The organism is Streptococcus sp. CCUG 71758 (assembly GCF_011714815.1).
Taxonomy (GTDB): domain Bacteria; phylum Bacillota; class Bacilli; order Lactobacillales; family Streptococcaceae; genus Streptococcus; species Streptococcus halitosis.
In genome coordinates, this window is record NZ_RXXO01000002.1 from 380,738 (window position 1) to 400,282 (window position 19,545).

Below are 19,545 nucleotides of genomic sequence, written 5' to 3' on the forward strand. Positions count from 1 at the left end.
AGTAGAGATGAAAATTTTACTGGTAGATGACCATGAAATGGTCCGATTGGGCTTGAAGAGCTATTTTGATCTCCAAGACGATGTGGAGGTTGTGGGCGAGGCTGCCAATGGGTCTCAAGGTATTGACTTGGCCTTGGAACTGCGCCCAGATGTCATTGTCATGGATATTGTCATGCCTGAGATGAACGGGATTGATGCTACCTTGGCCATCCTCAAAGAATGGCCTGAAGCCAAGATATTGATTGTGACCTCTTACTTGGACAATGAAAAAATCATGCCGGTCTTGAATGCTGGTGCCAAAGGCTATATGCTTAAGACTTCAAGTGCAGATGAATTGCTCCATGCTGTCCGTAAGGTGGCTGCTGGCGAGCTGGCCATTGAACAAGAGGTCAGCAAGAAGGTTGAATACCACCGTAATCATATGGAGCTTCATGAGGAGCTGACTGCGCGTGAGCGAGACGTACTTCAACTCATCGCCAAGGGCTACGAAAATCAACGCATTGCAGATGAACTCTTTATCTCTCTCAAGACGGTCAAGACCCATGTGTCCAACATCCTTGCCAAGCTTGAGGTCAGCGATCGCACTCAGGCGGCGGTCTATGCCTTTCAGCACCACTTGGTCGGGCAGGAGGACTTTTAGATGAGTCTTGCAGATTTACTTGAGGAGCTAGAAGCAGCAAAAGACCCTGAAAAAGCAGGGCCTATGGAAGCCTATATGCGCCATCAATTTCCCTTTCTAGGTATTGCAGGTCCTGAAAGAAATGCCCTCTATAAAAAGTATTTTCCAGAAGCGAAAAAAACAAGAGTTATTGACTGGGATTTTGTAGATATCTGCTGGGAAAAGGAGCCTAGAGAATACCAATATGTAGCTGCCAACTATTTGAAAGCCATGCAGTCTTATCTAACGAAGGATGATTTGCCTAAGCTTGAGCGTCTGGTCGTGACCAAGTCTTGGTGGGACACGGTAGATATCCTAGATCGAGTAGTAGGAAGTTTGGTAGCCGACCATCAGGAGCTTGAAGAAGTGCTTTTAAAATGGAGCCTATCAGATAATATCTGGTTGAGGCGAGTCGCTATTGACCACCAGTTGTTAAGAAAAGAAAAAACAAACGTTCAACTGATGGAAAAGATCCTGGTCAACAATCTGGACCAGACAGAATTTTTTATCAACAAAGCCATCGGCTGGGCTCTAAGAGACTACTCTAAAACCAATCCCGAATGGGTAGCACGTTTTATTGAAAAAAATAAGAAGAGAATGGCTGAACTTAGTATCAGGGAAGCGAGCAAGTACCTCTAGCACTATTGAAAAGCGCATGTATGTGTCCTGAATTGGGAGAATTGAATAAATAATATTGAGAGAACGTGAATAGCGTTCTCTTTTGTTTTTCTCAATTTATTCTCAGGAGGTCACAAATGACATCAAAAGAAAAAGAAACACGTGAATTGATTGTTTCATTCTTGATGAAACAGACAGGGATAACCCGTCAAGAATTAATAGACAACATTAAAGAACTAGAATCTTTTGGATTGATTGCTTTTAACTCAAAAGGTGACCTTAGATTTAGGGAGGTTTAGGTATGGAAAGAATCTCACTTGCACAGGTTAATAACGGAGAAAGATTCTTCCGTGTACCAAAGTTGCTTTTTGAGTCTGAACTCTATAAAAAGATGTCTGCTGAGTCTAAATTGCTTTATGCCATTCTAAAGGATAGATTTGAGCTATCAGTAAAAAACAACTGGATTGATGCTGATGGAAATATCTATTTCATCTTTACCGTTGAAGAAATTGGAGAGATGTTAGGTTACGGAAAAGATAAGGTTATTAAGCTGAAAAAAGAGCTGAAAAAATATGACCTACTCGAAGAAGTTCGCCAAGGTTTAAACAAACCAAATTTGATTTATCTTGGTTCTTTAAAGGTTGAAAATGTGGCTAAACCCTTGATACCAGCGGAATTCGGAAATTCCGACTTCCAGAATTCTGAAATTCCGAATTCTGGAACTCTGGAAAACAGAATTCAAGACTTCGGAATTTCAGAACCTAATGATACTGATTCTAGTGAGCCTGAGTTTAGTGATACTGATTTTAGTTTAGAGGAGGAAGAAGAGAAAGCCCCTCAAAATTCTGAAGGAAAAAATAGAGTCAATCTTTCCCGAAAAGTTGATAAGGCGACTAAGTACGACCGAGACTATATTTGGAATTTGGTTCATGCCCAGTTGCTGAAAGAAAACTTTTCACAGTCAGCCGCTGATTATGCGATGGTACATTTTGATGACCGCTACCAATACGCTTTAGAGAATATGCTCTATGCACGTTCATCTGAAATGGTTGCTGAATATGTCTTTAATGGTATTGTCGCAGAATGGAATCAGAACATAAGAAAACAGAACCAAAAAGGAGTAATTTAAAAGTATCTTTTCTTAAGCAATAGAAAATCTTGACCTAAGCAAGTCATGAAACTACTTAAAGTTCTTTGACAACTGAATACCCCCTCTGCCCTGATACAGCGTGACTATGAGATACAAAATTGGGGGCGGAGTGTAAAGCTAGACTCTAGCCTCAGTCACAATTCGCATTTTCGCGGGTTTGTCGTTTTGACCATAAACGGTGCGCAAGAAATACAGATATAACCAAAAGGAAGTTATACAGCATGGGTGTAAATCAACCTAAATTTATTCGAAATGGAGAGAAAGAATGAATAAATTTGAAGACCTTGCAAACAATGACGTTTGCATCAGAGACTTAAAACAATTAGGACGTGAAGGTGGTGCTTCTGCTTATCTTGATAGTGGTGAAATACTGAAGTTAAAACCAAAGTATGGCACAGTATCAAGAAAAGCCTATGTTGCAGGAAAGCATATGTACGTTGATCTAAAGATTGAATACAAAGACGTTTTTTCCGCAATTCGCACAATAGAACGAAATGGAATTTTGGTTGCGAGAAGATGTCGATTTGGAATGACCAACGTGCTTAGACTTACAGGGACGGGCTATCACCGCACTAGAAAACGAAGCACAGGAGGAAATTTATGACGGATTGGGAAAATGACAAAGGTTGGAAAGAAAGTTTTGAAGACCAACAAAAGAAAATCCAGTCCAACCGTCAACCAACAAAAGATAATAATGAGCCTATACGCTTTAAAATCATTGAGACGATTGCCGTCCTATCAAAGAATGACAGAGGGTGGCAAAAGGAACTAAACATTATTTCATGGAATGATGCCGAGCCAAAATATGATATACGGTCATGGAAAGATGACCATTCACGAGTTGGCAAGGGTGTCACACTTTTTGAGGACGAAATGGTCGTCCTTGCAGATGCAATTAAACATTTACAAATTACAAAAAAGAAAGAGGATTAAATCTTATGGATACAGCAGTTAAAGTTTTTCAAATTGTTCAAGCAGTCGTTGGTATTACAGGACTTGTATGGGTTCTTGCAGGAATTATTGACTTCTTTGGGGGTCGTAACAACAATGACTCTATGCGCCAGGAAAAAGGGGCAAATGCCATGATAAATGGTGGCGCTATCGGTGTTATCGGGGCGGCAGTCTGCCAAGCCATTATTGCAGCGCTTCAAGCCATCAGCTAAACCTGAAAGGAGCTAGAGTGAATGGATAATATCACAAATTCTCTAGCTGAGTATAGTTCAACAGTCAATCAATACGCTGATAAGATTAACGGGGCTTTATTGCCAGTCGCTTCAATCTTGATTCTAACCTTCTTTCTCTTTGATGTTTTTTCATGGAATAGACGGTTAGGACAAGAGGGCGGTGGCTTAACGGTTCAGCTTTGGATGGAAGTAGCCCTTGGATATGCTATTGCATTTCTATTGGTTTATAACATTTCAGAAATCTTTGATTTTATCGTATTTGTCTTTAACAGGGGGATTGCTCTTGTCGATGGCGTGTTACCGAATAAAACATTTAAGTCTGATATGGATACTTCAGGTATAAGTGGATGGATAGCCAAACAGATTGTCAATATCGTAGGCAACTTTACTGAGCTAATAGCTGATGTATGTGCGAAATTACTTGTCTTTATGAGATTTTTCCAAATGTATCTCTTGAAGGCAGTCGCTCCGCTAATTGTGGCTTTCTTCATGTCTGAACAGACAAAGCCAGTAGCCATCAACTTCTTAAAACACTTTTCAGCTTACGCCTTACAAGGGTTATTGCTTGTCATTATTGTCAGACTTTACCCAGCTTTGGTAACGGATGACTTATTTAAAGCATCATCAGGAGATTGGGCGACTGCTTTTGCATCTATCGCAAAAAGTATTGTCTATATTGTCGCCTTGTTCGGTAGTCAGCGCTTGGCAAAAACACTTTTAAATGCCATGTAAAAAAGCAATAAATTTGGTAAAATAGTTCTATAAGGAGGTGAGTTCATGTCAGAAAAACGATACTATATCAAGCGAGAAGGAAACCATTTCAAATTGTCTCCTCAATCGCAAGAAGAACTAGTAGAAACCCCTACACCAGTTCAATCAAACGCCCCTAAACGAGTGAAACGCTCCATTTGGTCAATGATTGGCAACTTCTTTAGTCTGATTTTATCAGGTCTGATTATAATTATTGGATTTCTGATTGCAACTCCATTTTTCCTTTTAAGTGTCCTTTGGAATTGGATAATCATGTTTATTGGTCTATCTATTTTTTGGAGTATTGCAGGAGTTATTTACTATGGGACGATTTTAGATTACGAAGTTAATACCAACCTTATATTTAATAATACTTCGATACCAATTCTTTTGATTGTGGCTTTAATTGGTGCTATCATGTCAACGATTGGACGCATGAGAGACTAACAAAATTGAAACTGTTGAACAAACACTTTGCCAGAGCAAGGTGTTTTTATTGTAGCTAGAAAGAGGTTGTATGAACAAATTAGGAAGTGAGTTCCTCAAGCAGTTTGACAACTATGAAAGACCCGTCGCCTTTGGGATGACCAAACGTCTTTTAGTCATGATGCTTGGGATTGGGATAGTGGTGTCACTCACTATCACCATTTCCATAATGGGACTATCAGATATTTTTATGTACCTTGTGGCGCTCCTCATTGCCCCTCCCTTTATCATTTACGGGCTAGGCTTTGATGAAGCAGTCAAAGACAAGGTCATGTTTAATCTAAAAGTTCAGAAGCGAGCTTTTATTACAGAATTTGAGGAAGGAGAGGAGTTCACAAAAGATGATTTTAAATCTTGGAAGAAAGTCAAAGAAGTTGACGAAGGCTGAAAAGGAACGTAAGGCACGCTTAAAACGCTCCTTGAAGGCTTCAACACAAAATACCATTAAATACAATAGCCTATTTGAAAATGGGCTGATGCACATTGCCAAAAACGAATGGTCAAGAACCTATCGCTTGGGTGATGTCGCCTATCTATCCGCTAATCAGGAAGAAAAGATTGACGTGATTGATACACACGCTGAAGCGCTCAATTCACTTGATGCAGGCTCTACTTATCAGCTCCTGGTTATCAATCGGAGAGTCGAAGACAACGCTGTTGAGCAAATTAAGTATGATGAGATTGGTGACGGCTTTGATAATTTCCGTAAGGAATACAATGAAATGATTGAAAGTCGTTTTTCAAGTGACTCAAAGAATTTCAAGGTTGAAAAATATGTGACCTTGAAGACAGAAGCCTATAATCGAGGGCAAGCGGATGCCAACTTAAGCGAGCTAGGCAACTCACTTGAAAATCAATACTCTCAAATGGATATTACCTTTGAAGAAATGGACGGGAAAGAACGTCTTGACGTGTTTGCGGAGTTGCTCCTGGGCAAACACAAACTCCCTTATAACTTCAGGGATATTGCCCTATCAGAATTACATACAAAAGATTTTATCGCCCCTAACAGGCTTCATTTCTTGGAAAATCGTTTCCGTATCAATGAAGGGGTCGCAAAAGTCATGTATGCTAGAAACTTTCCAACTTTCTTAACAGACCGACTGATTAAGAGTTTAACGGATATAGGCGTTGAGTTGGCTATCACGATTCATGCTGAGCCTTATGAGCCATCTAGCTTTATGCGTAAGATTAACAATGCGGATACAACTATCAAAGCTGAAATGGTCAAGGCTCAACGGTCAGGCGCTCAAGAAGGGGTTGACCAGGATCTGGCTGTCTCAGGTCGAGCACGTGAAATTTCTGAGTCAACGAAACGATGGAAAGAAGAGATTGATGACAATGACCAAAAAGCCTTTTCAGGTTTGATTGCTCTTTACTTCAAGGCTGAGGATGAGGAGGAGCTGGCAAGTATCACAGATAAAGTCTTGACCGCTTCACGTAAGGTTGGCGTTGATTTTCAAGAGTGTTACTATTACCAGGAAGAAGGACTCAATACCATCCTTCCTATTGGTCACACCTTCTTAAATGTGAAACGTCGCTTTATCCGTGATATGACAACAGCTAACTTGGCTACACAAGTTCCTTTTATGAACGTTGACCTGAAGTCAGATAGTGAGAGGGCGCTCTATTACGGTCAAAATCAACTATCTAACAATGTGATTACGGTTGACCGTAAAGCAGACCTGAACACTGGTTCGGGCGTAGTTCTTGGCTCTTCAGGTTCAGGAAAGTCTGTTACTGTAAAAACCATGGAAATCATACCAACTTATCTGAAGAACCCTGAAGACCGTATCATCATTGTTGACCCTGAAGATGAATATTCCGATATTGGACGTGAGTTCGGGGCGCAGTTGGTTGATATTTATATCGGTTCTAAGTCACACCTAAACTTGATGGACTTGCCTGATTCGAGTCAACTGAAGGATGAAGATGATGACCCTATCGGGGATAAGTCAAACCTTCTCATGGGGCTCTTTGAGTCTATTCTTGATGAAGTCGGTGACGTGCAATATACCATTATTGACCGTGTGACACGTGAAACATATGCAAGATTCGCTAATGTAGATAGAACGCCAACGCTTGCAGATTGGCACGATGTTTTGCTTGAACAAGAAGAACCTGAAGCCCAGGAATTGGCGCTCAAGTCTGAAATCTATGCCAAAGGGTCACAAAGTATCTTTGCACACGAGACCAACGTTGATATTACAAACCGCTTTGTGGTCTTCAACTTGAAACGCTTGTCAGGAAAACTCAAGCCGTTTGCGATGATGGTTATTCAGGACTACATTTGGAATCAAGTTGTCGCTTCTCAAGGGAAACTCACTACTCGCATTTATTTTGACGAGGTACAGCTCTTCTTCAAAGAAGAAGCCCAGGCTATCTTCTTTACAGAGTTGTATTCACGGGTTCGTAAATATGGGGCGATTGCCACAGCCATCACACAAAATATTGAAACTCTGATGAACAAAGAAGAAGGGCGCAAGTTGGTATCTAATAGTGAGTTCATGATTCTCTTGAAACACAAGAAATCAGACTTATTGGCTCTTTCTAAAGCCATTTCTTTAACTCCAACTTTAGTAAGATACATTGAAAAACCAAAAGCAAAAGGAACGGGCTTGATTGTCGCAGGTCAAGTGGTTGTACCTTTTGAAAATCCTATCCCAAGACACACAAGACTCTATGAGCTTGTCACTACAGATGCTTAGGAGGTGTTACGTTGTCGAGAAAAACAAGACGTGATCTCCGTGATGCCAAACGTGAGTACAAGGAAGCCAAGTCTGACCTCAAGACAACGAAAAACAGCTATAAACAAGCTGAAAAGAGAGAAGCTCGGCTCTTAAACCCCAAGACAGATGCTGAAAAGCGTTACCTGGGGCAGAAACAAAAGGCAAGACGGACGGTCGCTAGTAAAGAGATTGAAACGCTCAAAGGGCGTAAGAAGACCGCTAAAGCAAAGAAACGCCAAGCCATTCAGCGTAACGGTGGGACAAAGGCTCAAAAGCTGGGGCGAGTTACTCATCACCAGGCTTCTCATTTTGTGGATTCAGCTTTTCAGGATAATGATGTGCTTGAAGATATTGCTTCAGCACGTCAGACTATCCGTAGAACACACGCTGAAGTAAGACAAGCTAAGAAGCTAGGCAATTATACCGTCAAGATTGGTAAAGGGGCAACTAGGGTCGTATATGGTGCAGGAAATCGCACCTATAACCTTGTCCGTGGTCGTAGTTTTACCAGGACTCCTGTTGCCAATCGATGGGAAACGAAAGTTACTAATAAATACCAACGTTTACGGGCGAAATTAAGAACTTCAAAGGCAGGTAAGACCGCTAGTGCTACTAAAAAAGTAGCTGTAAAAGTTGGGAAGCCTATCTTGACAGTTCTTAAAAATCCCTTATCAGCTAAAGCCTACTTGATTATGTTTTTAGGAGTTCTGATTATTGCCCTGTTAGGAGTCGTGACAGGTGGAGGAACTTCAACTGTAGCACAAAACGAGTTTGATCTTACAGAAGCTTGGACTCATATTTCAAAAATTGATAGAGAAAAATCAACAGATAAAGTTGATTATTGGACAAATATTGATGAAATAATGATGTTCATGGGTTACAAATATGAAGATTACAAGCTAGATTCACCCTATAATACGGATAAGAAGTGGTGGGAATTAAATCATTCTTACAGGGAGCTTCTTTCCGATACTTGGGAAGAATTAAATAAAGATAAAGACAATTTAAAAACAATGTCTGATATCTATACTTCGTCTGAAAATAAATATCTAAGATTGAGTGAATCCGAGTTGAAAGAGTATAACGAAGTCTTAGAACAGGCAAAACAAGTAGGCTATTATGTAACCTACAACGATTTGTCAAACCCCTTTAATGCTGAAGCAAATGATGAAAAATTAGATCCAATACGGATTGATAAAAGGTTTGGCTATGTTTCAAAAACAGAGATATATAATGGTTCTGTTTTGCAAGCGAATCAAGGGTCAAAACTTTATGCTGTAATGGATGGTACAATTTCTATAAAAGAGCAAGATGTGATTATATCATCAGAAACGGCAGAGTTTACTTATAAGAATGTGACTCGTGTTCGTGTTAATGATGGTGATAAGATTAAAGTCGGGAATGAAATTGGTGAGGTAAGTGATGTAGGAGGGCAAGAAGTTTACTATAGAAAACTCAAAAACAAGAAAAAGAAAGAATGGGTTTGGGTAAATGTTGGTTTCTATCTTCCAAAAGTTGAATACAATCAGACTACTTCAGTAATTTCAGATATGAACCTAGACGGTGATATTGGTAAAAAAATAAATGATATATACAACTTCTTCAAAAAACAAGATAGTAGCGTAACTTTAAATGGTATCTCAGCAATTTTAGGAAACTTTTGGACAGAATCATCAATAACAGCAAAACGTGCTGAAGGAGATTATCTGAATCCTCCCGTTGGAGCTTCAGCTAGCTCTTGGGATGATCCTAACTGGTTAAACATGGGTAATGCTGAAGTGTATCAAGGGAAATATCCAAATATTATCCATAGAGGGATTGGACTTGGACAATGGACTGATACCCGTGATGGTTCGATTAGACATACAATGTTATTGAACTATGCTAAGGAAAAAGGAAAAAAATGGTATGATCTTGAACTTCAACTTGACTTCATGCTAAATGGTGATTCTCCTTACTACATTGAACATTTAAAGAATATCCTTCATTCAAACGATGATGTAGATTATTTAACTAATAAATTCCTGGTTAATTGGGAAGGGAACGAAGGAGATAAAGTAAAAGAACGGCAACATAATGCTCAACAAGTTTTATCGTATCTCAAAAATCCTAGAGGTCACACTAGAGGAGGAAGTTCCGTTTTAGAAAGTTCATGGGGTTTTCCTTCAGAGTATTCATCTAAAATATCTAGCTATCCTTCATCAGCGACTGTATCAGCTAGTCTTGATGGTAATACTTACCCTATTGGTCAATGCACCTGGTACGTGTATAATCGGTTAGTAGAAGCAGGAGCTCCTCATTATAATTGGTTAGGAGATGGACAGAACTGGGTTAGAGGATTGACTGCTAGAGGATGGAAATATAGTTCAACTCCTGTTGCAGGAGCGGTTATGTCAATCCAAGGAGGTTTTTGGAATACTCCAGAAGAGTATGGGCATGTATCTTATGTTGAACATGTAAATGAAGATGGTAGCTTCCTAGTTTCTGAATGTAACATTCAAGGTGTTCAAGATAGAATACATTGGACTCTTTGGACAAATCAAAGTTACCTTTCATTTGCAATTCCGCCAAAATAGAAGAAAGAATGGAGAATTATGATAGATTCATCTAAATTAAAAGTAATAAAATTTATTGGTTATGTATTATTGATTATCCTTGCCGTATTTATTGGAGTAGGTATAGGACAAACAGTAGCAGATCACAATCAAAAAAAGGAGAGTGCTGAAAGTAAACAGACAGCGACAAAGGAGGGGCTTAATCAGGAAGAGGTAAAAGAATTTTTAGTGAACTATTATACCAAAAAAGATCTTGGAGAGAATAGGAATCGCTATAAAGAGTATATGACTGATGGTCTATATAAACAAACAGTAGCTAAAGAAGAAGAACCTGTGAGCCAAACCTATAAAGGATTTGTTGTAGATTTTCAGTTTAAATCAGCAGAAATTTATATCAATCAAGAGAAGTTACAAGTTATAGCGCAAGTAAATTATGTAAATACTTTACTAGATGAAAAGAAAAACTATAACACTGCTCAAAAAAATGTTTTGAACAAAAAGACGCTGAGAATAAGTTATACTAATGAAAATGGCAAAATGAAAGTAAATAAGATGGAATCCATTATTTTAACAGACCAAACAGGTGACTATGGAATTTTGGATAGTACAAAACCATCTGAAGGTTCTACAACAGATTCATCAACAAAACCAACGACAACACCTAGCACCTCAAATTCAAATTAAAGGAGAAAAATATGGCACCGAAAAAGTCACAAACACAATCATTAAAGGGAAAACTTGAAAAATTTAATGCTGAGTTAGAAAAAATTCAAGAACAGAAAAGAGCCTTGAATCAAAAGGAAAAAGAGTATGAAGCGAAAATTAATGCACTTCAAGCAGAATATATCATTGCGTTAATGGCTGAGTCAGGTAAGTCTTTTGATGAATTTGAAAATTTTGCATTTAATAATTCTAACCAGGTAAATTCTTCTGAAGAGGTCGGTGAGGGTCATGTTCAGAATTATTAATCTACAAACAAATCAGCAAGAAACCTGTCAAAATAGGGATGAATTACTATCTCTTATTAATGATAGGTCGGTTTGGGCAGAAGATAGAGGAGAAACTATAACTATTCAAATAGATCAATTGGGAGAAGAGGGGATCATTTTAGACAGTCTATCTTTATCTCTCCCTCTTGAATCAATTGTGGAAGAAGCGCTCTCAGGATTTGGTTTTAAAAGAGAAAAAAAATCATTTGGATTTTTAAAATCAAATAAGCAGAAAAAAGAAAAGCGTACCTCTGTTAAAAAAGATAAAAAGTTAGAATCTCTTAAGAGCGTAGAACAATCTCAAAATAACCTGGTTGAAGATAAAAAAGAGACAGAAAAATTGATTAATAAATCAGTCTCAGATAAGCCAGTAAAAACTAGAAAATTAAGGTTTGGTTCGCTTGTTCTTACAATAGTTATCTGTTTAATTACAATAGCATCTATTGCTTCACTATCTCTTGTTCAAGTTCAATCTAAGAAAATTAATGAGCTTGAAAATCGGATACAGCTTGAAGAGAAACAAGGGAAAATTGAAGTTTTTGGTAGATTTTTTATCGCAAATTTCTATACTGGAAAAAGTGAAAATATTGTAGATTTTTTAAGCAGTGAAATGAAGACTGAAGGTCTTGAACTCAAAAAAGGAGTTCAAGCACAATCAACAATTTACGAATCACTAACCGAATCACAAGATATTATTCAAGTTACATTTGTGATCACTACAACAGAAGACTCGAATAATATTAAAACGATTAGAATGACTCTTCCTGTACGTGAAGAGGAAAAATCAATGTATGGCTATGTAATCGTAGGTAAACCTATTATTACAGGTTTTGCAGAATAACAAACATTAAAATCAATATTAAAATCAACATTAAAATAAATACAAAAGAGGAAGAAAACATGAAAAAATGGGCTAAAATCATCACACTATCATCTATTGTCGTACTTGCTTCAGCAAGCGCTCAAATAGCTTATGCAGATACAAACACTTCAAAAAATGAAACAGCTATTCCTGTTGTAGTGCCAAATACGGGAGCTACAACAATTCCATCAAGTGATACAACTGTTCCTGCTGTAGCGCCAAATGCTGGAACTACAACAATTCCATCAAGTGATACAACTGTTCCTGCTGTAGCGCCAAACGCTGGAACTACAACAATTCCATCAAGTGATACAACTGTTCCTGCTGTAGCGCCAAACACTGGAACTACAACAATTCCATCAAGTGATACAACTGTTCCTGCTGTATCACCAAATACTGGAACTACAACAGCTCCATCAAGTGATACAACTGTACCTTCTGTACCAACTTCACCTTCAGAACAACCTTCTGTTGTAGCTCCAACTGATCCTGGAACAACTGTAGCAACTGGTTCAAGCTCAGAAACTTCATCAAGTAGCAGCTCTTCATCAAGTAGCAGCTCTTCAGCAACTACACCGACTTCTGAAGATAAGAACAAAAAAGACAATGCTACGTCAGATAATAAGGTTAGTGTTTCAACTATTGATGGGGGAACAACTACCTTAATTCCTGATGTTAAAGTTCCAACAAATAACCCTGGTGTATCTGCTCAAACAGCTGTAGAAGCAGGTGCTTCTCAGGTAGGAACAACTTCGCAAGTAACAGGTCAAGTTGTTCAAGAAGTGTCTCCTAGCGCACCAGTACAGACAGAAACAGGTGCTTCAATTGTAAGCACTCAGAACGGCAACGTTGTCCTCTCAGATGGCTCTGTAGTAGCGCCTGAGGTAGTTGGGGGAACAGTTAATGAAGATAAGACTATCTCTGTTACTGACAAAGATGGGAAGCTCAAAACCCTTCCAAATACTGGTCTTAAAGAAAGTATATTACTAACATTAGCAGGTTTTGGATTATTGGCTATCGTCATTAGTTTTTTCCTAAAGAAACGTTCAAATTAAGGAATAAGATAAAAGCACTCTTTTGAGTGCTTTTTTTTAGAAAGGAGGATAAAAATGGATCAGGAGAGAATAGGAATGAAAGTAGCCGATATATATAAATTAACAGGCGAAATGCTTCTAAAATCAATGTATTATGCACTTGAAGAATCGTATCACAAATTTAATCACTATCTTGAAAACAAGACATATACGGATAAAACCAACTGGAATCAGTTTATGGCAACAAAGGAAACAAAACATTTTGAAACGTTTCTGAACTCTGAACTGAACTCTGAACGTCTTGAAGAATATTTAAAGGGGTATGAAGTTGGCTTCTCTATAAAAGATAATGGTAACGGTACAAGTACAATAGCAATTGATGCAAAGAACGTGCAAGCCTTAGAAGCAAGTTTCAAAGGGGTCATCAATGATTTAACCGAACCTGAAAAGGCAGAAAAACTTACTAAAAATCTTATCAAAACACCAAAGACCATGACTTTAAAGGAAAAATTGACTTACTACAAGAAAAAGGTTACCGCAGAAATCAAAACTAAAGATAAGGTTAAAACACCAACGCCTAAGAAGGCTATTGCGAAAGATGAAAAGGGGTTATAGATGGTTACAGAACAGAAAAAACGTCGCTTTCTCCCTTATTTGATTGTGGGTCTTATCCTTTGCTATGCGGTGCATTGGTTGGTAAAGCTTTATGACATAGCACCTGCAACTGAAGGAGTTACCTTTATAGATAATGCCCGTTTGGATTGGATGATGGAGAATTGGACAAGTAAGTCTTTTATTGACTTTAACTTCACTCAAGCTAGTCTATATGGTGGCGGTTTAGCTCTCTTTGTTGTCTTGATGTTTTACTTTCGAGTTGGCGACAAAGGGCGCTACCGCTACGGGGAGGAATACGGGTCGGCACGGTACGCCACGAACAAGGAAATAGCTTCTTTTCGGGATAAAGAGCCTGAAAATGATATGATTTTCAGTCAAAATGGACGAATGGGACTTTTCAATAAACGCCTTCCTTTCAACCGTCAATTAAACAAGAACACGCTGACAGTCGGTTTACCAGGGGACGGGAAAACTTTCACCTTTGTGAAACCTAACCTGATGCAAATGAATAGTTCATTTGTTATCACTGACCCGAAAGGTCTTCTTGTACGTGAGACAGGAAAAATGTTTGAAGACCACGGCTACAAAATCAAAGTCTTTGACCTGGTCAATCTGACCAACTCTAATCAGTTCAACGTCTTTCACTATATGCACGATGAGCTAGATATTGATAGAGTTGCTGAAGCGATTATCGCAGGGACAAGACGGTCAGATAACACAGGTGAGGATTTTTGGAATCAGGCTGAAATGCTTTTGATGAGGGCGTTGATTGGGTATCTCTACTTTGACGGAAAAGTCCTGAAGAAGTATGAGCCAAATATCGCTCAGGTTGCAGACCTTTTAAGAAATATCAAGCGTGAGGATGAAGATACTCCAAGCGTGGTTGAAAGACTGTTTGAAGAATTAGAAGAAGAAATGCCTGGGAACTATGCTAATAGGCAGTGGGAATTGTTTAATAGCAACTTTGAAGGCAAAACAATGACGTCTTTATTATCTATTGTTTCTTCACGTTTTGCCGTCTTTGACCATGATGCGGTTAGAAACCTGACCGCCCGTGACTCAATGGAAATGGAAAAATGGCAGACTGAAAAAACAGCCGTCTTTATCGCTATTCCTGAAACAGATAAGTCTTTCAACTTTATTGCAACGACTATGTTTACCATGATGTTTAGGCAGCTACCAAAGACAGCGGATGAAATCCTTCAGGGAGACCATCCAACGTGCAAACCTGAAGACTTGTTCCATATCAGACTTATCTTAGATGAGTTTGCCAACTTTGGACGTTTCCCAAACTTCACGGAAACACTTTCTTCAGTTCGCTCCCGTGAGATTTCAATTGATATTATCATTCAAGCCATCAGTCAATTGAAGGCACTCTATAAAGACCAATGGGAGACCATATTCAATAACTGTGCTACCCTAATTTACTTGGGGACGAATGATAAGGAAACAATGAACTATTTCTCAATGCGAAGCGGTAAGCAGACTATCAATGTTAAGAATCAGTCGCAAACAAGAGGAACGCAAGGGTCAAGCAGTCAGTCTATTCAAACCATTCAGCGTGACCTTCTCACACCTGATGAGGTGGCTCGTATTGGGGTTGATGAAGCCTTAATCTTTATCTCTAAACAAAATGTCTTCAGAGATAAGAAAACTAACGTTCTTCAGCATCCACGTGCTAAAGAACTGGCGAATAGTCCAAGTGATACGAACTGGTATCGTTATACCCGTTCCATGTCTGATATGGATGACTGGGATGCCAACGTCAACCATGATAGGGTGATAGAAACAACTAGCGCAAAGGTGCTAGAAGTAAAATTACCATTTGAGGAAGTGGCTTAACCAAAAGAAAACCTGCTAGGATTGCCTACCAGGTTTCTTTTGTATTTTGAGGAAAAGGAGGAAAACATGACACAAACAACTAATATGAGGGGGATAGGTTACTTTGATACCCTCTTTTCAGTCGTTGAGATGCCAACGATGGCGGAAGCACTCAAACAGTTTGCACTTGAGCATCAAGTGACTGGAAAGAGCAACCAGGGGGAGGTCTTAAATGACTTTGTCAGCATCTTGATTAAGACGTTAGACGTTGAAGATTTTCAAGCAGTCTCTACACAGCTTTTTAGCTACCCTAAACGGTATAGAGGAGTGCTTGAAGTTGAGGAGATTGAACCTTCTAAGGAAAAGCTGATTTACTTAAAAGCTAATATTGATAGCTTGCTTCAGGAAGAAATAGAGGTAAGGAGCAGGATAGATGGCGAGTATTGAAGAACTCAAAGCCCTGTCAATTCTAAAAGTGGCAGAAAGCCTGGGCATGAGTTTACAGCGAACAGGAAGCTATACTTACACTTGGGAAGAACATGACTCTTTCACTATCAATGTTAGGGAAAACTATTTCAATTGGTTTGCCCGTAGCAATGGCGGTGATGTGATTAAAATGGTTCAAGTCGTTCAGGAAGAATTGACAGGGGAGAAGCTTTCTTTTAAGCAAGCAAAACACTTCTTGGAAGAAGGTAGTTTTGACGTGGTCGATGTGACCAACGTTCCTGAAAAAGAACCCTTCAGCTATTACCTTGAGCCTTATGAAACTAAGTTCATAGAAGCCAGGGAATACCTGAAGGATGTCAGGGGCTTGTCTGATGAGACGATCGATTTTTTCGTAGAAAAAAACGTCTTATCACAAGCAACTAAAAAGACAGGGGACTACTATGAACCTGTCATTGTTTTCAAGAGTTTAGACAACCAAGGAGAGGTTATAGGCGCTTCTCTTCAAGGTATTAAGGAAAATCATGACCTTTACGAGAGAGGGCGCTTAAAACAGATTATGAGGGCTTCTGATGGTATGACGGGAATGCACGTTGATATTGGAACACCTAAACGATTAGTCTTTGCGGAAGCTCCTATTGATTTGATGAGCTATTATGAGCTTCACAAGGATAGTCTTGAAGATGTCCGCCTGGTTGCGATGGATGGCTTAAAAGAATCAACGGTGAGTCGTCACGTGGCAGAACTCTTATCCGAAGTTGGTGAACTTAATGGCGAGGTTGACCAGGATAAAAAATCTTCCTTCCTTTCTGAAACAGCTAGATTTAGCACTTTTTTTAAGGATGGAAAGCACCAGGACTTAATTACCCTTGCAGTTGATAATGATGAAGCAGGTCACACCTTTATTGAGCGGTTGGCCAATAAAGAAATTGGATTGACTCCAGATCTCCCCCCGAGATTGGAAAGTCAGGACAAGATGGACTGGAATGATTATCTGAAGGAGAGCAAAGAAAAAGCCCTTGACCGAAGTCAAGAGCCACTTAATAACATTGGGGGCGAACTAATCAATCGCAATTCCGGTTATTTAGAAGGCGAACCTTCAAGGACAGCACCACAGCCTGAAGAGTCAAAGACTCAACCTGATTTTCCTGCCAATGTTCAATTATATTTTAACATTGATAGGTCAAAAGAGTCAAGTGTTGGGCTTAGAAATGGCTATCATTATGCGACTGATAAAGATTTGAGGTATCTCAATCGTTACGCTGAAGAATTTCAAAAATCGGCTGACTGGTATCTTAATGAGTTGGCTGATAGTAAGGTCACGTATTTTTACCAGGATAAAGAAGACGTTCAGATGCTTCAGGTGGATTTTGAAAAAAGGCATTGGATGCACTTGACAGGGATTGCTCCTGTTTATCATGAGTGGGCTGAAAATTTATCAGAGCAATTCATTGAAGACGTAGCTTCAGGAAAAGGCAATTTTGCAAATTTAACAGTTGGGGTTGGCTTTAGAGATAAGGCAAAATTACTCCCTATGCTCCCTGAAATCTTTGAGTCAGATTCTTTTGTCTTTGATGATTTATCTTCCGTTGAGAAGATGGGGCGGTTAGATGTTTCAAGTGCTATTCGTTCAGACGATAAAGATATTCTTTTAGCTTTTCGGACGGATGATAACTCAACCTTCCCTGCAACATTGCTGAAGCCTAGCCGAACGCTCAACATTGAACTGGATACTTTAAATCAAGAAAAAACGATATTAGGGGTCTTTGTTGAGAACGACGACAGCATCAAAACAATGTCAATCAATCCTGAATTTGTTAAAGATAATGGACAAGCAATGCTTGATATATTGCGACAAAATAGAGATTTTGAACCCTTTAAAGATGAACCAAATTTACAAAATGGAGGTCTAGCTATGGCAGACAATAATGAACCAAATTTGAGAAATCGCTTTGAGCAAATTCTCAGAGAAGATGAAGAGAAAAAACAAGCTGAAGCACGAAAAGAAGAGCTTGAACGTGATTCAGATGGTGATGGAATTCCTGATGAAGTTGAAAAAGCTCAAGGGACAAGTCCTTTTAATGCTGACACAGACGGTGACGGAAAGTCAGACCAGGAAGAGGTCAGTTATGGGTCAAATCCGATTGACAGCAATCATCCAAATAATCAAAATCAACCTTCACTTGAACCACAAAAAAGCGTTGCTGAACTGATTCAGGCAAAAGACAGTAAGGGGCTTTCTCAACTTTTGAAGGATGGCGTTAAAGACTATTTTCAGTCTGACACTTACAAACAATACTTGACCACAATGAGTAAATTTCACAATTACTCACCGAGAAATATTCAGTTGATTTTAATGCAAAACCCTGAAGCTTCTCACGTGGCATCCTTCAAAAAGTGGAAGGATGAATTTGAGAGAAGTGTCAATAAGGGAGAAAAGTCATTACGGATTTTTGCCCCTATAACTCTAAAAAGACGAGACCCTAAAACTAATGAACCACTCTTAGATGAGAATGGGAATGAACAAACATTCATGTCTTTCAAACTTGTCCCAGTCTTTGATGTCTCACAGACAAATGGAAAAGAATTACCCAAACCAGTCTATGAACTTGAGGGGACTTATGAAGATTATGGCAATCTTTACAAGTCAGCTAAAGAGGTATCTGAAGCTAATGGTGTTCCCCTTTCATTTAGCAAAGACACCAAAGGCTCTAACGGTTTTTATTCCGTAAACAACAATGAAATTGTGATTAAGCAAGGGATGTCTGAGCAACAAACACTAAAAACAATCTTTCATGAAATGGCACATTCTGATCTACACAATATGGAGAAATTACAAGAAACTCCTCTTAAAAGAAGTACCGCAGAATTACAAGCTGAGTCAGTTGCTTTTGTGGTAGCTAGTCATTATGGGCTAGATACAAGTGAGTACAGTTTTGGCTATTTGGCAACATGGACAGATGACCCTAATGGACTATCTGACCTAGAAGGTCAAATTAAAATTGTACAAAAAGAAGCAGATAGCTTGATTTCAAGAATTGATAAAACCCTTGAAAAGTATCAAACTAAAGAACTGACCAAGGATGCCTTCCAAGAAAAACTTGACCGCTTGAAAAACCAATCTAAAGAAAAAGCGGTTGATCCTAAAGAGAAAGAGCAGGCGAAAGATGCTCCAAAAAAAGAGCAGAAGAGCGACAACGAGATGAGCCTATAAAAGACCTTGTCGCTCAATTATCCGCAGGCTTTATGAGTCGCAGAAAACAAACGGAGGACTAAAACATGAATGACACTATTGAAACAACATTACTTCTCAACTTGTTCTATTTAGAGAATGGAGCGTACACAAGAAATGAAAGCTTTATTGAAGCCAAGCGCAGAAAAGCCATCGCCCTTTTAGATGAAGATGCGGACGAACTCAAAAGCATTGACTCTGACTTAGCTGAAGAATATCAAGAAACAATTTCCTATCTTGACTCTCTTTCAGATGAGGACTACCAGTCCTTAAAAGAGGAGTTGCTTCAAAAAGTTGAAGTCAACTAATATCTGAAAGGCGACTAAGGGGCTTGGGGATTTTCCCCAAAACTTTGAAAGATTAACCGACCCCAAATTGGCAGAATTGCCAGTATTTGGGGTTGGGAAAATCTTTTAAA

21 protein-coding genes are annotated in these 19,545 nt (G+C 39.0%); all 21 read left to right on the forward strand.

Features of this window, described 5'->3' with window-relative positions:
- Positions 1-7: 7 nt before the first annotated feature.
- The 21 genes from EKB01_RS05295 to EKB01_RS05395 all read left to right on the forward strand — a co-directional run bounded on the left by EKB01_RS05295 (position 8) and on the right by EKB01_RS05395 (position 19,435).
- Positions 8-640 carry a response regulator transcription factor gene (locus tag EKB01_RS05295; RefSeq protein ID WP_070800113.1) on the forward strand — a complete coding sequence of 211 codons (633 nt, stop codon included), beginning with the start codon at positions 8-10 and terminating at the stop codon, positions 638-640.
- The gene (locus EKB01_RS05300) at positions 641-1,297 is read left to right on the forward strand and encodes a DNA alkylation repair protein (protein WP_109289664.1); all 657 of its coding nucleotides are present in this window, start codon (positions 641-643) and stop codon (positions 1,295-1,297) included.
- A gap of 116 nt (positions 1,298-1,413) precedes the next feature.
- Positions 1,414-1,575 (forward strand): hypothetical protein, encoded by a 162-nt coding sequence (locus tag EKB01_RS05305; protein ID WP_020902600.1) that lies wholly within the window; start codon positions 1,414-1,416, stop codon positions 1,573-1,575.
- Between the two features lie 2 nt (positions 1,576-1,577).
- Positions 1,578-2,405, forward strand: coding sequence for a replication initiator protein A (locus EKB01_RS05310; protein ID WP_167265942.1), 828 nt, complete (start codon positions 1,578-1,580; stop codon positions 2,403-2,405).
- A gap of 286 nt (positions 2,406-2,691) precedes the next feature.
- Complete coding sequence (locus EKB01_RS05315) at positions 2,692-3,030, forward strand: hypothetical protein (RefSeq protein WP_049477739.1); 339 nt, start codon at positions 2,692-2,694, stop codon at positions 3,028-3,030.
- A gap of 98 nt (positions 3,031-3,128) precedes the next feature.
- Complete coding sequence (locus EKB01_RS05320; protein WP_324031325.1) at positions 3,129-3,359, forward strand: PC4/YdbC family ssDNA-binding protein; 231 nt, start codon at positions 3,129-3,131, stop codon at positions 3,357-3,359.
- Between the two features lie 5 nt (positions 3,360-3,364).
- Complete coding sequence (locus EKB01_RS05325) at positions 3,365-3,589, forward strand: hypothetical protein (protein ID WP_000379145.1); 225 nt, start codon at positions 3,365-3,367, stop codon at positions 3,587-3,589.
- Positions 3,590-3,610: 21 nt separating this feature from the next.
- Positions 3,611-4,342 (forward strand): type IV secretion system protein, encoded by a 732-nt coding sequence (locus EKB01_RS05330; RefSeq protein WP_049477740.1) that lies wholly within the window; start codon positions 3,611-3,613, stop codon positions 4,340-4,342.
- A 45-nt stretch (positions 4,343-4,387) separates the two neighbouring features.
- Complete coding sequence (locus EKB01_RS05335) at positions 4,388-4,807, forward strand: lactose transporter (protein ID WP_167265945.1); 420 nt, start codon at positions 4,388-4,390, stop codon at positions 4,805-4,807.
- 70 nt (positions 4,808-4,877) lie between these two features.
- A complete protein-coding gene (locus EKB01_RS09290) occupies positions 4,878-5,234 on the forward strand; it encodes a hypothetical protein (RefSeq protein ID WP_020902562.1) in 357 nt (118 codons plus the stop codon).
- Positions 5,188-7,554 (forward strand): VirB4-like conjugal transfer ATPase, CD1110 family, encoded by a 2,367-nt coding sequence (locus EKB01_RS05345; RefSeq protein WP_000602695.1) that lies wholly within the window; start codon positions 5,188-5,190, stop codon positions 7,552-7,554. Before EKB01_RS09290 ends, EKB01_RS05345 begins: the two co-directional genes overlap by 47 nt.
- Positions 7,555-7,565: 11 nt before the next feature.
- Positions 7,566-10,151, forward strand: coding sequence for a phage tail tip lysozyme (locus tag EKB01_RS05350; RefSeq protein WP_167265948.1), 2,586 nt, complete (start codon positions 7,566-7,568; stop codon positions 10,149-10,151).
- 18 nt (positions 10,152-10,169) lie between these two features.
- Positions 10,170-10,814: a hypothetical protein gene (locus EKB01_RS05355; RefSeq protein ID WP_167265951.1), complete on the forward strand. Its 645-nt coding sequence runs from the start codon at positions 10,170-10,172 to the stop codon at positions 10,812-10,814.
- Between the two features lie 11 nt (positions 10,815-10,825).
- Positions 10,826-11,098, forward strand: coding sequence for a hypothetical protein (locus tag EKB01_RS05360; RefSeq protein ID WP_084886553.1), 273 nt, complete (start codon positions 10,826-10,828; stop codon positions 11,096-11,098).
- On the forward strand, positions 11,082-11,960 hold the full coding sequence (locus tag EKB01_RS05365; protein WP_167265954.1) for a hypothetical protein: 879 nt from the start codon (positions 11,082-11,084) through the stop codon (positions 11,958-11,960). Before EKB01_RS05360 ends, EKB01_RS05365 begins: the two co-directional genes overlap by 17 nt.
- A 59-nt stretch (positions 11,961-12,019) precedes the next feature.
- Entirely contained in the window at positions 12,020-13,036 is a 1,017-nt protein-coding gene (locus EKB01_RS05370; protein WP_167265956.1) for an LPXTG cell wall anchor domain-containing protein, read from the forward strand.
- 54 nt (positions 13,037-13,090) lie between these two features.
- Positions 13,091-13,630 carry a hypothetical protein gene (locus EKB01_RS05375; RefSeq protein WP_000371899.1) on the forward strand — a complete coding sequence of 180 codons (540 nt, stop codon included), beginning with the start codon at positions 13,091-13,093 and terminating at the stop codon, positions 13,628-13,630.
- Positions 13,631-15,472, forward strand: a complete 1,842-nt coding sequence (locus EKB01_RS05380) for a VirD4-like conjugal transfer protein, CD1115 family (RefSeq protein ID WP_167265959.1) — start codon at positions 13,631-13,633, stop codon at positions 15,470-15,472. It begins immediately after the preceding gene.
- 66 nt (positions 15,473-15,538) lie between these two features.
- Positions 15,539-15,898, forward strand: a complete 360-nt coding sequence (locus EKB01_RS05385) for a hypothetical protein (protein WP_020902572.1) — start codon at positions 15,539-15,541, stop codon at positions 15,896-15,898.
- Positions 15,885-19,109 carry a PBECR4 domain-containing protein gene (locus EKB01_RS05390; RefSeq protein WP_167265962.1) on the forward strand — a complete coding sequence of 1,075 codons (3,225 nt, stop codon included), beginning with the start codon at positions 15,885-15,887 and terminating at the stop codon, positions 19,107-19,109. Before EKB01_RS05385 ends, EKB01_RS05390 begins: the two co-directional genes overlap by 14 nt.
- Before the next feature lie 65 nt (positions 19,110-19,174).
- Positions 19,175-19,435: a transcriptional regulator gene (locus EKB01_RS05395; protein ID WP_167265964.1), complete on the forward strand. Its 261-nt coding sequence runs from the start codon at positions 19,175-19,177 to the stop codon at positions 19,433-19,435.
- Positions 19,436-19,545 lie beyond the last annotated feature (110 nt).

Coding starts and splice junctions, on each gene's coding strand:
- EKB01_RS05295 (WP_070800113.1), top strand. CDS start 8: ATGAAAATTTTACTGGTAGATGACCATGAAATGGTCCGATTGGGCTTG.
- EKB01_RS05300 (WP_109289664.1), top strand. CDS start 641: ATGAGTCTTGCAGATTTACTTGAGGAGCTAGAAGCAGCAAAAGACCCT.
- EKB01_RS05305 (WP_020902600.1), top strand. CDS start 1,414: ATGACATCAAAAGAAAAAGAAACACGTGAATTGATTGTTTCATTCTTG.
- EKB01_RS05310 (WP_167265942.1), top strand. CDS start 1,578: ATGGAAAGAATCTCACTTGCACAGGTTAATAACGGAGAAAGATTCTTC.
- EKB01_RS05315 (WP_049477739.1), top strand. CDS start 2,692: ATGAATAAATTTGAAGACCTTGCAAACAATGACGTTTGCATCAGAGAC.
- EKB01_RS05325 (WP_000379145.1), top strand. CDS start 3,365: ATGGATACAGCAGTTAAAGTTTTTCAAATTGTTCAAGCAGTCGTTGGT.
- EKB01_RS05330 (WP_049477740.1), top strand. CDS start 3,611: ATGGATAATATCACAAATTCTCTAGCTGAGTATAGTTCAACAGTCAAT.
- EKB01_RS05335 (WP_167265945.1), top strand. CDS start 4,388: ATGTCAGAAAAACGATACTATATCAAGCGAGAAGGAAACCATTTCAAA.
- EKB01_RS09290 (WP_020902562.1), top strand. CDS start 4,878: ATGAACAAATTAGGAAGTGAGTTCCTCAAGCAGTTTGACAACTATGAA.
- EKB01_RS05345 (WP_000602695.1), top strand. CDS start 5,188: ATGATTTTAAATCTTGGAAGAAAGTCAAAGAAGTTGACGAAGGCTGAA.
- EKB01_RS05355 (WP_167265951.1), top strand. CDS start 10,170: ATGATAGATTCATCTAAATTAAAAGTAATAAAATTTATTGGTTATGTA.
- EKB01_RS05360 (WP_084886553.1), top strand. CDS start 10,826: ATGGCACCGAAAAAGTCACAAACACAATCATTAAAGGGAAAACTTGAA.
- EKB01_RS05365 (WP_167265954.1), top strand. CDS start 11,082: ATGTTCAGAATTATTAATCTACAAACAAATCAGCAAGAAACCTGTCAA.
- EKB01_RS05370 (WP_167265956.1), top strand. CDS start 12,020: ATGAAAAAATGGGCTAAAATCATCACACTATCATCTATTGTCGTACTT.
- EKB01_RS05375 (WP_000371899.1), top strand. CDS start 13,091: ATGGATCAGGAGAGAATAGGAATGAAAGTAGCCGATATATATAAATTA.
- EKB01_RS05380 (WP_167265959.1), top strand. CDS start 13,631: ATGGTTACAGAACAGAAAAAACGTCGCTTTCTCCCTTATTTGATTGTG.
- EKB01_RS05385 (WP_020902572.1), top strand. CDS start 15,539: ATGACACAAACAACTAATATGAGGGGGATAGGTTACTTTGATACCCTC.
- EKB01_RS05390 (WP_167265962.1), top strand. CDS start 15,885: ATGGCGAGTATTGAAGAACTCAAAGCCCTGTCAATTCTAAAAGTGGCA.
- EKB01_RS05395 (WP_167265964.1), top strand. CDS start 19,175: ATGAATGACACTATTGAAACAACATTACTTCTCAACTTGTTCTATTTA.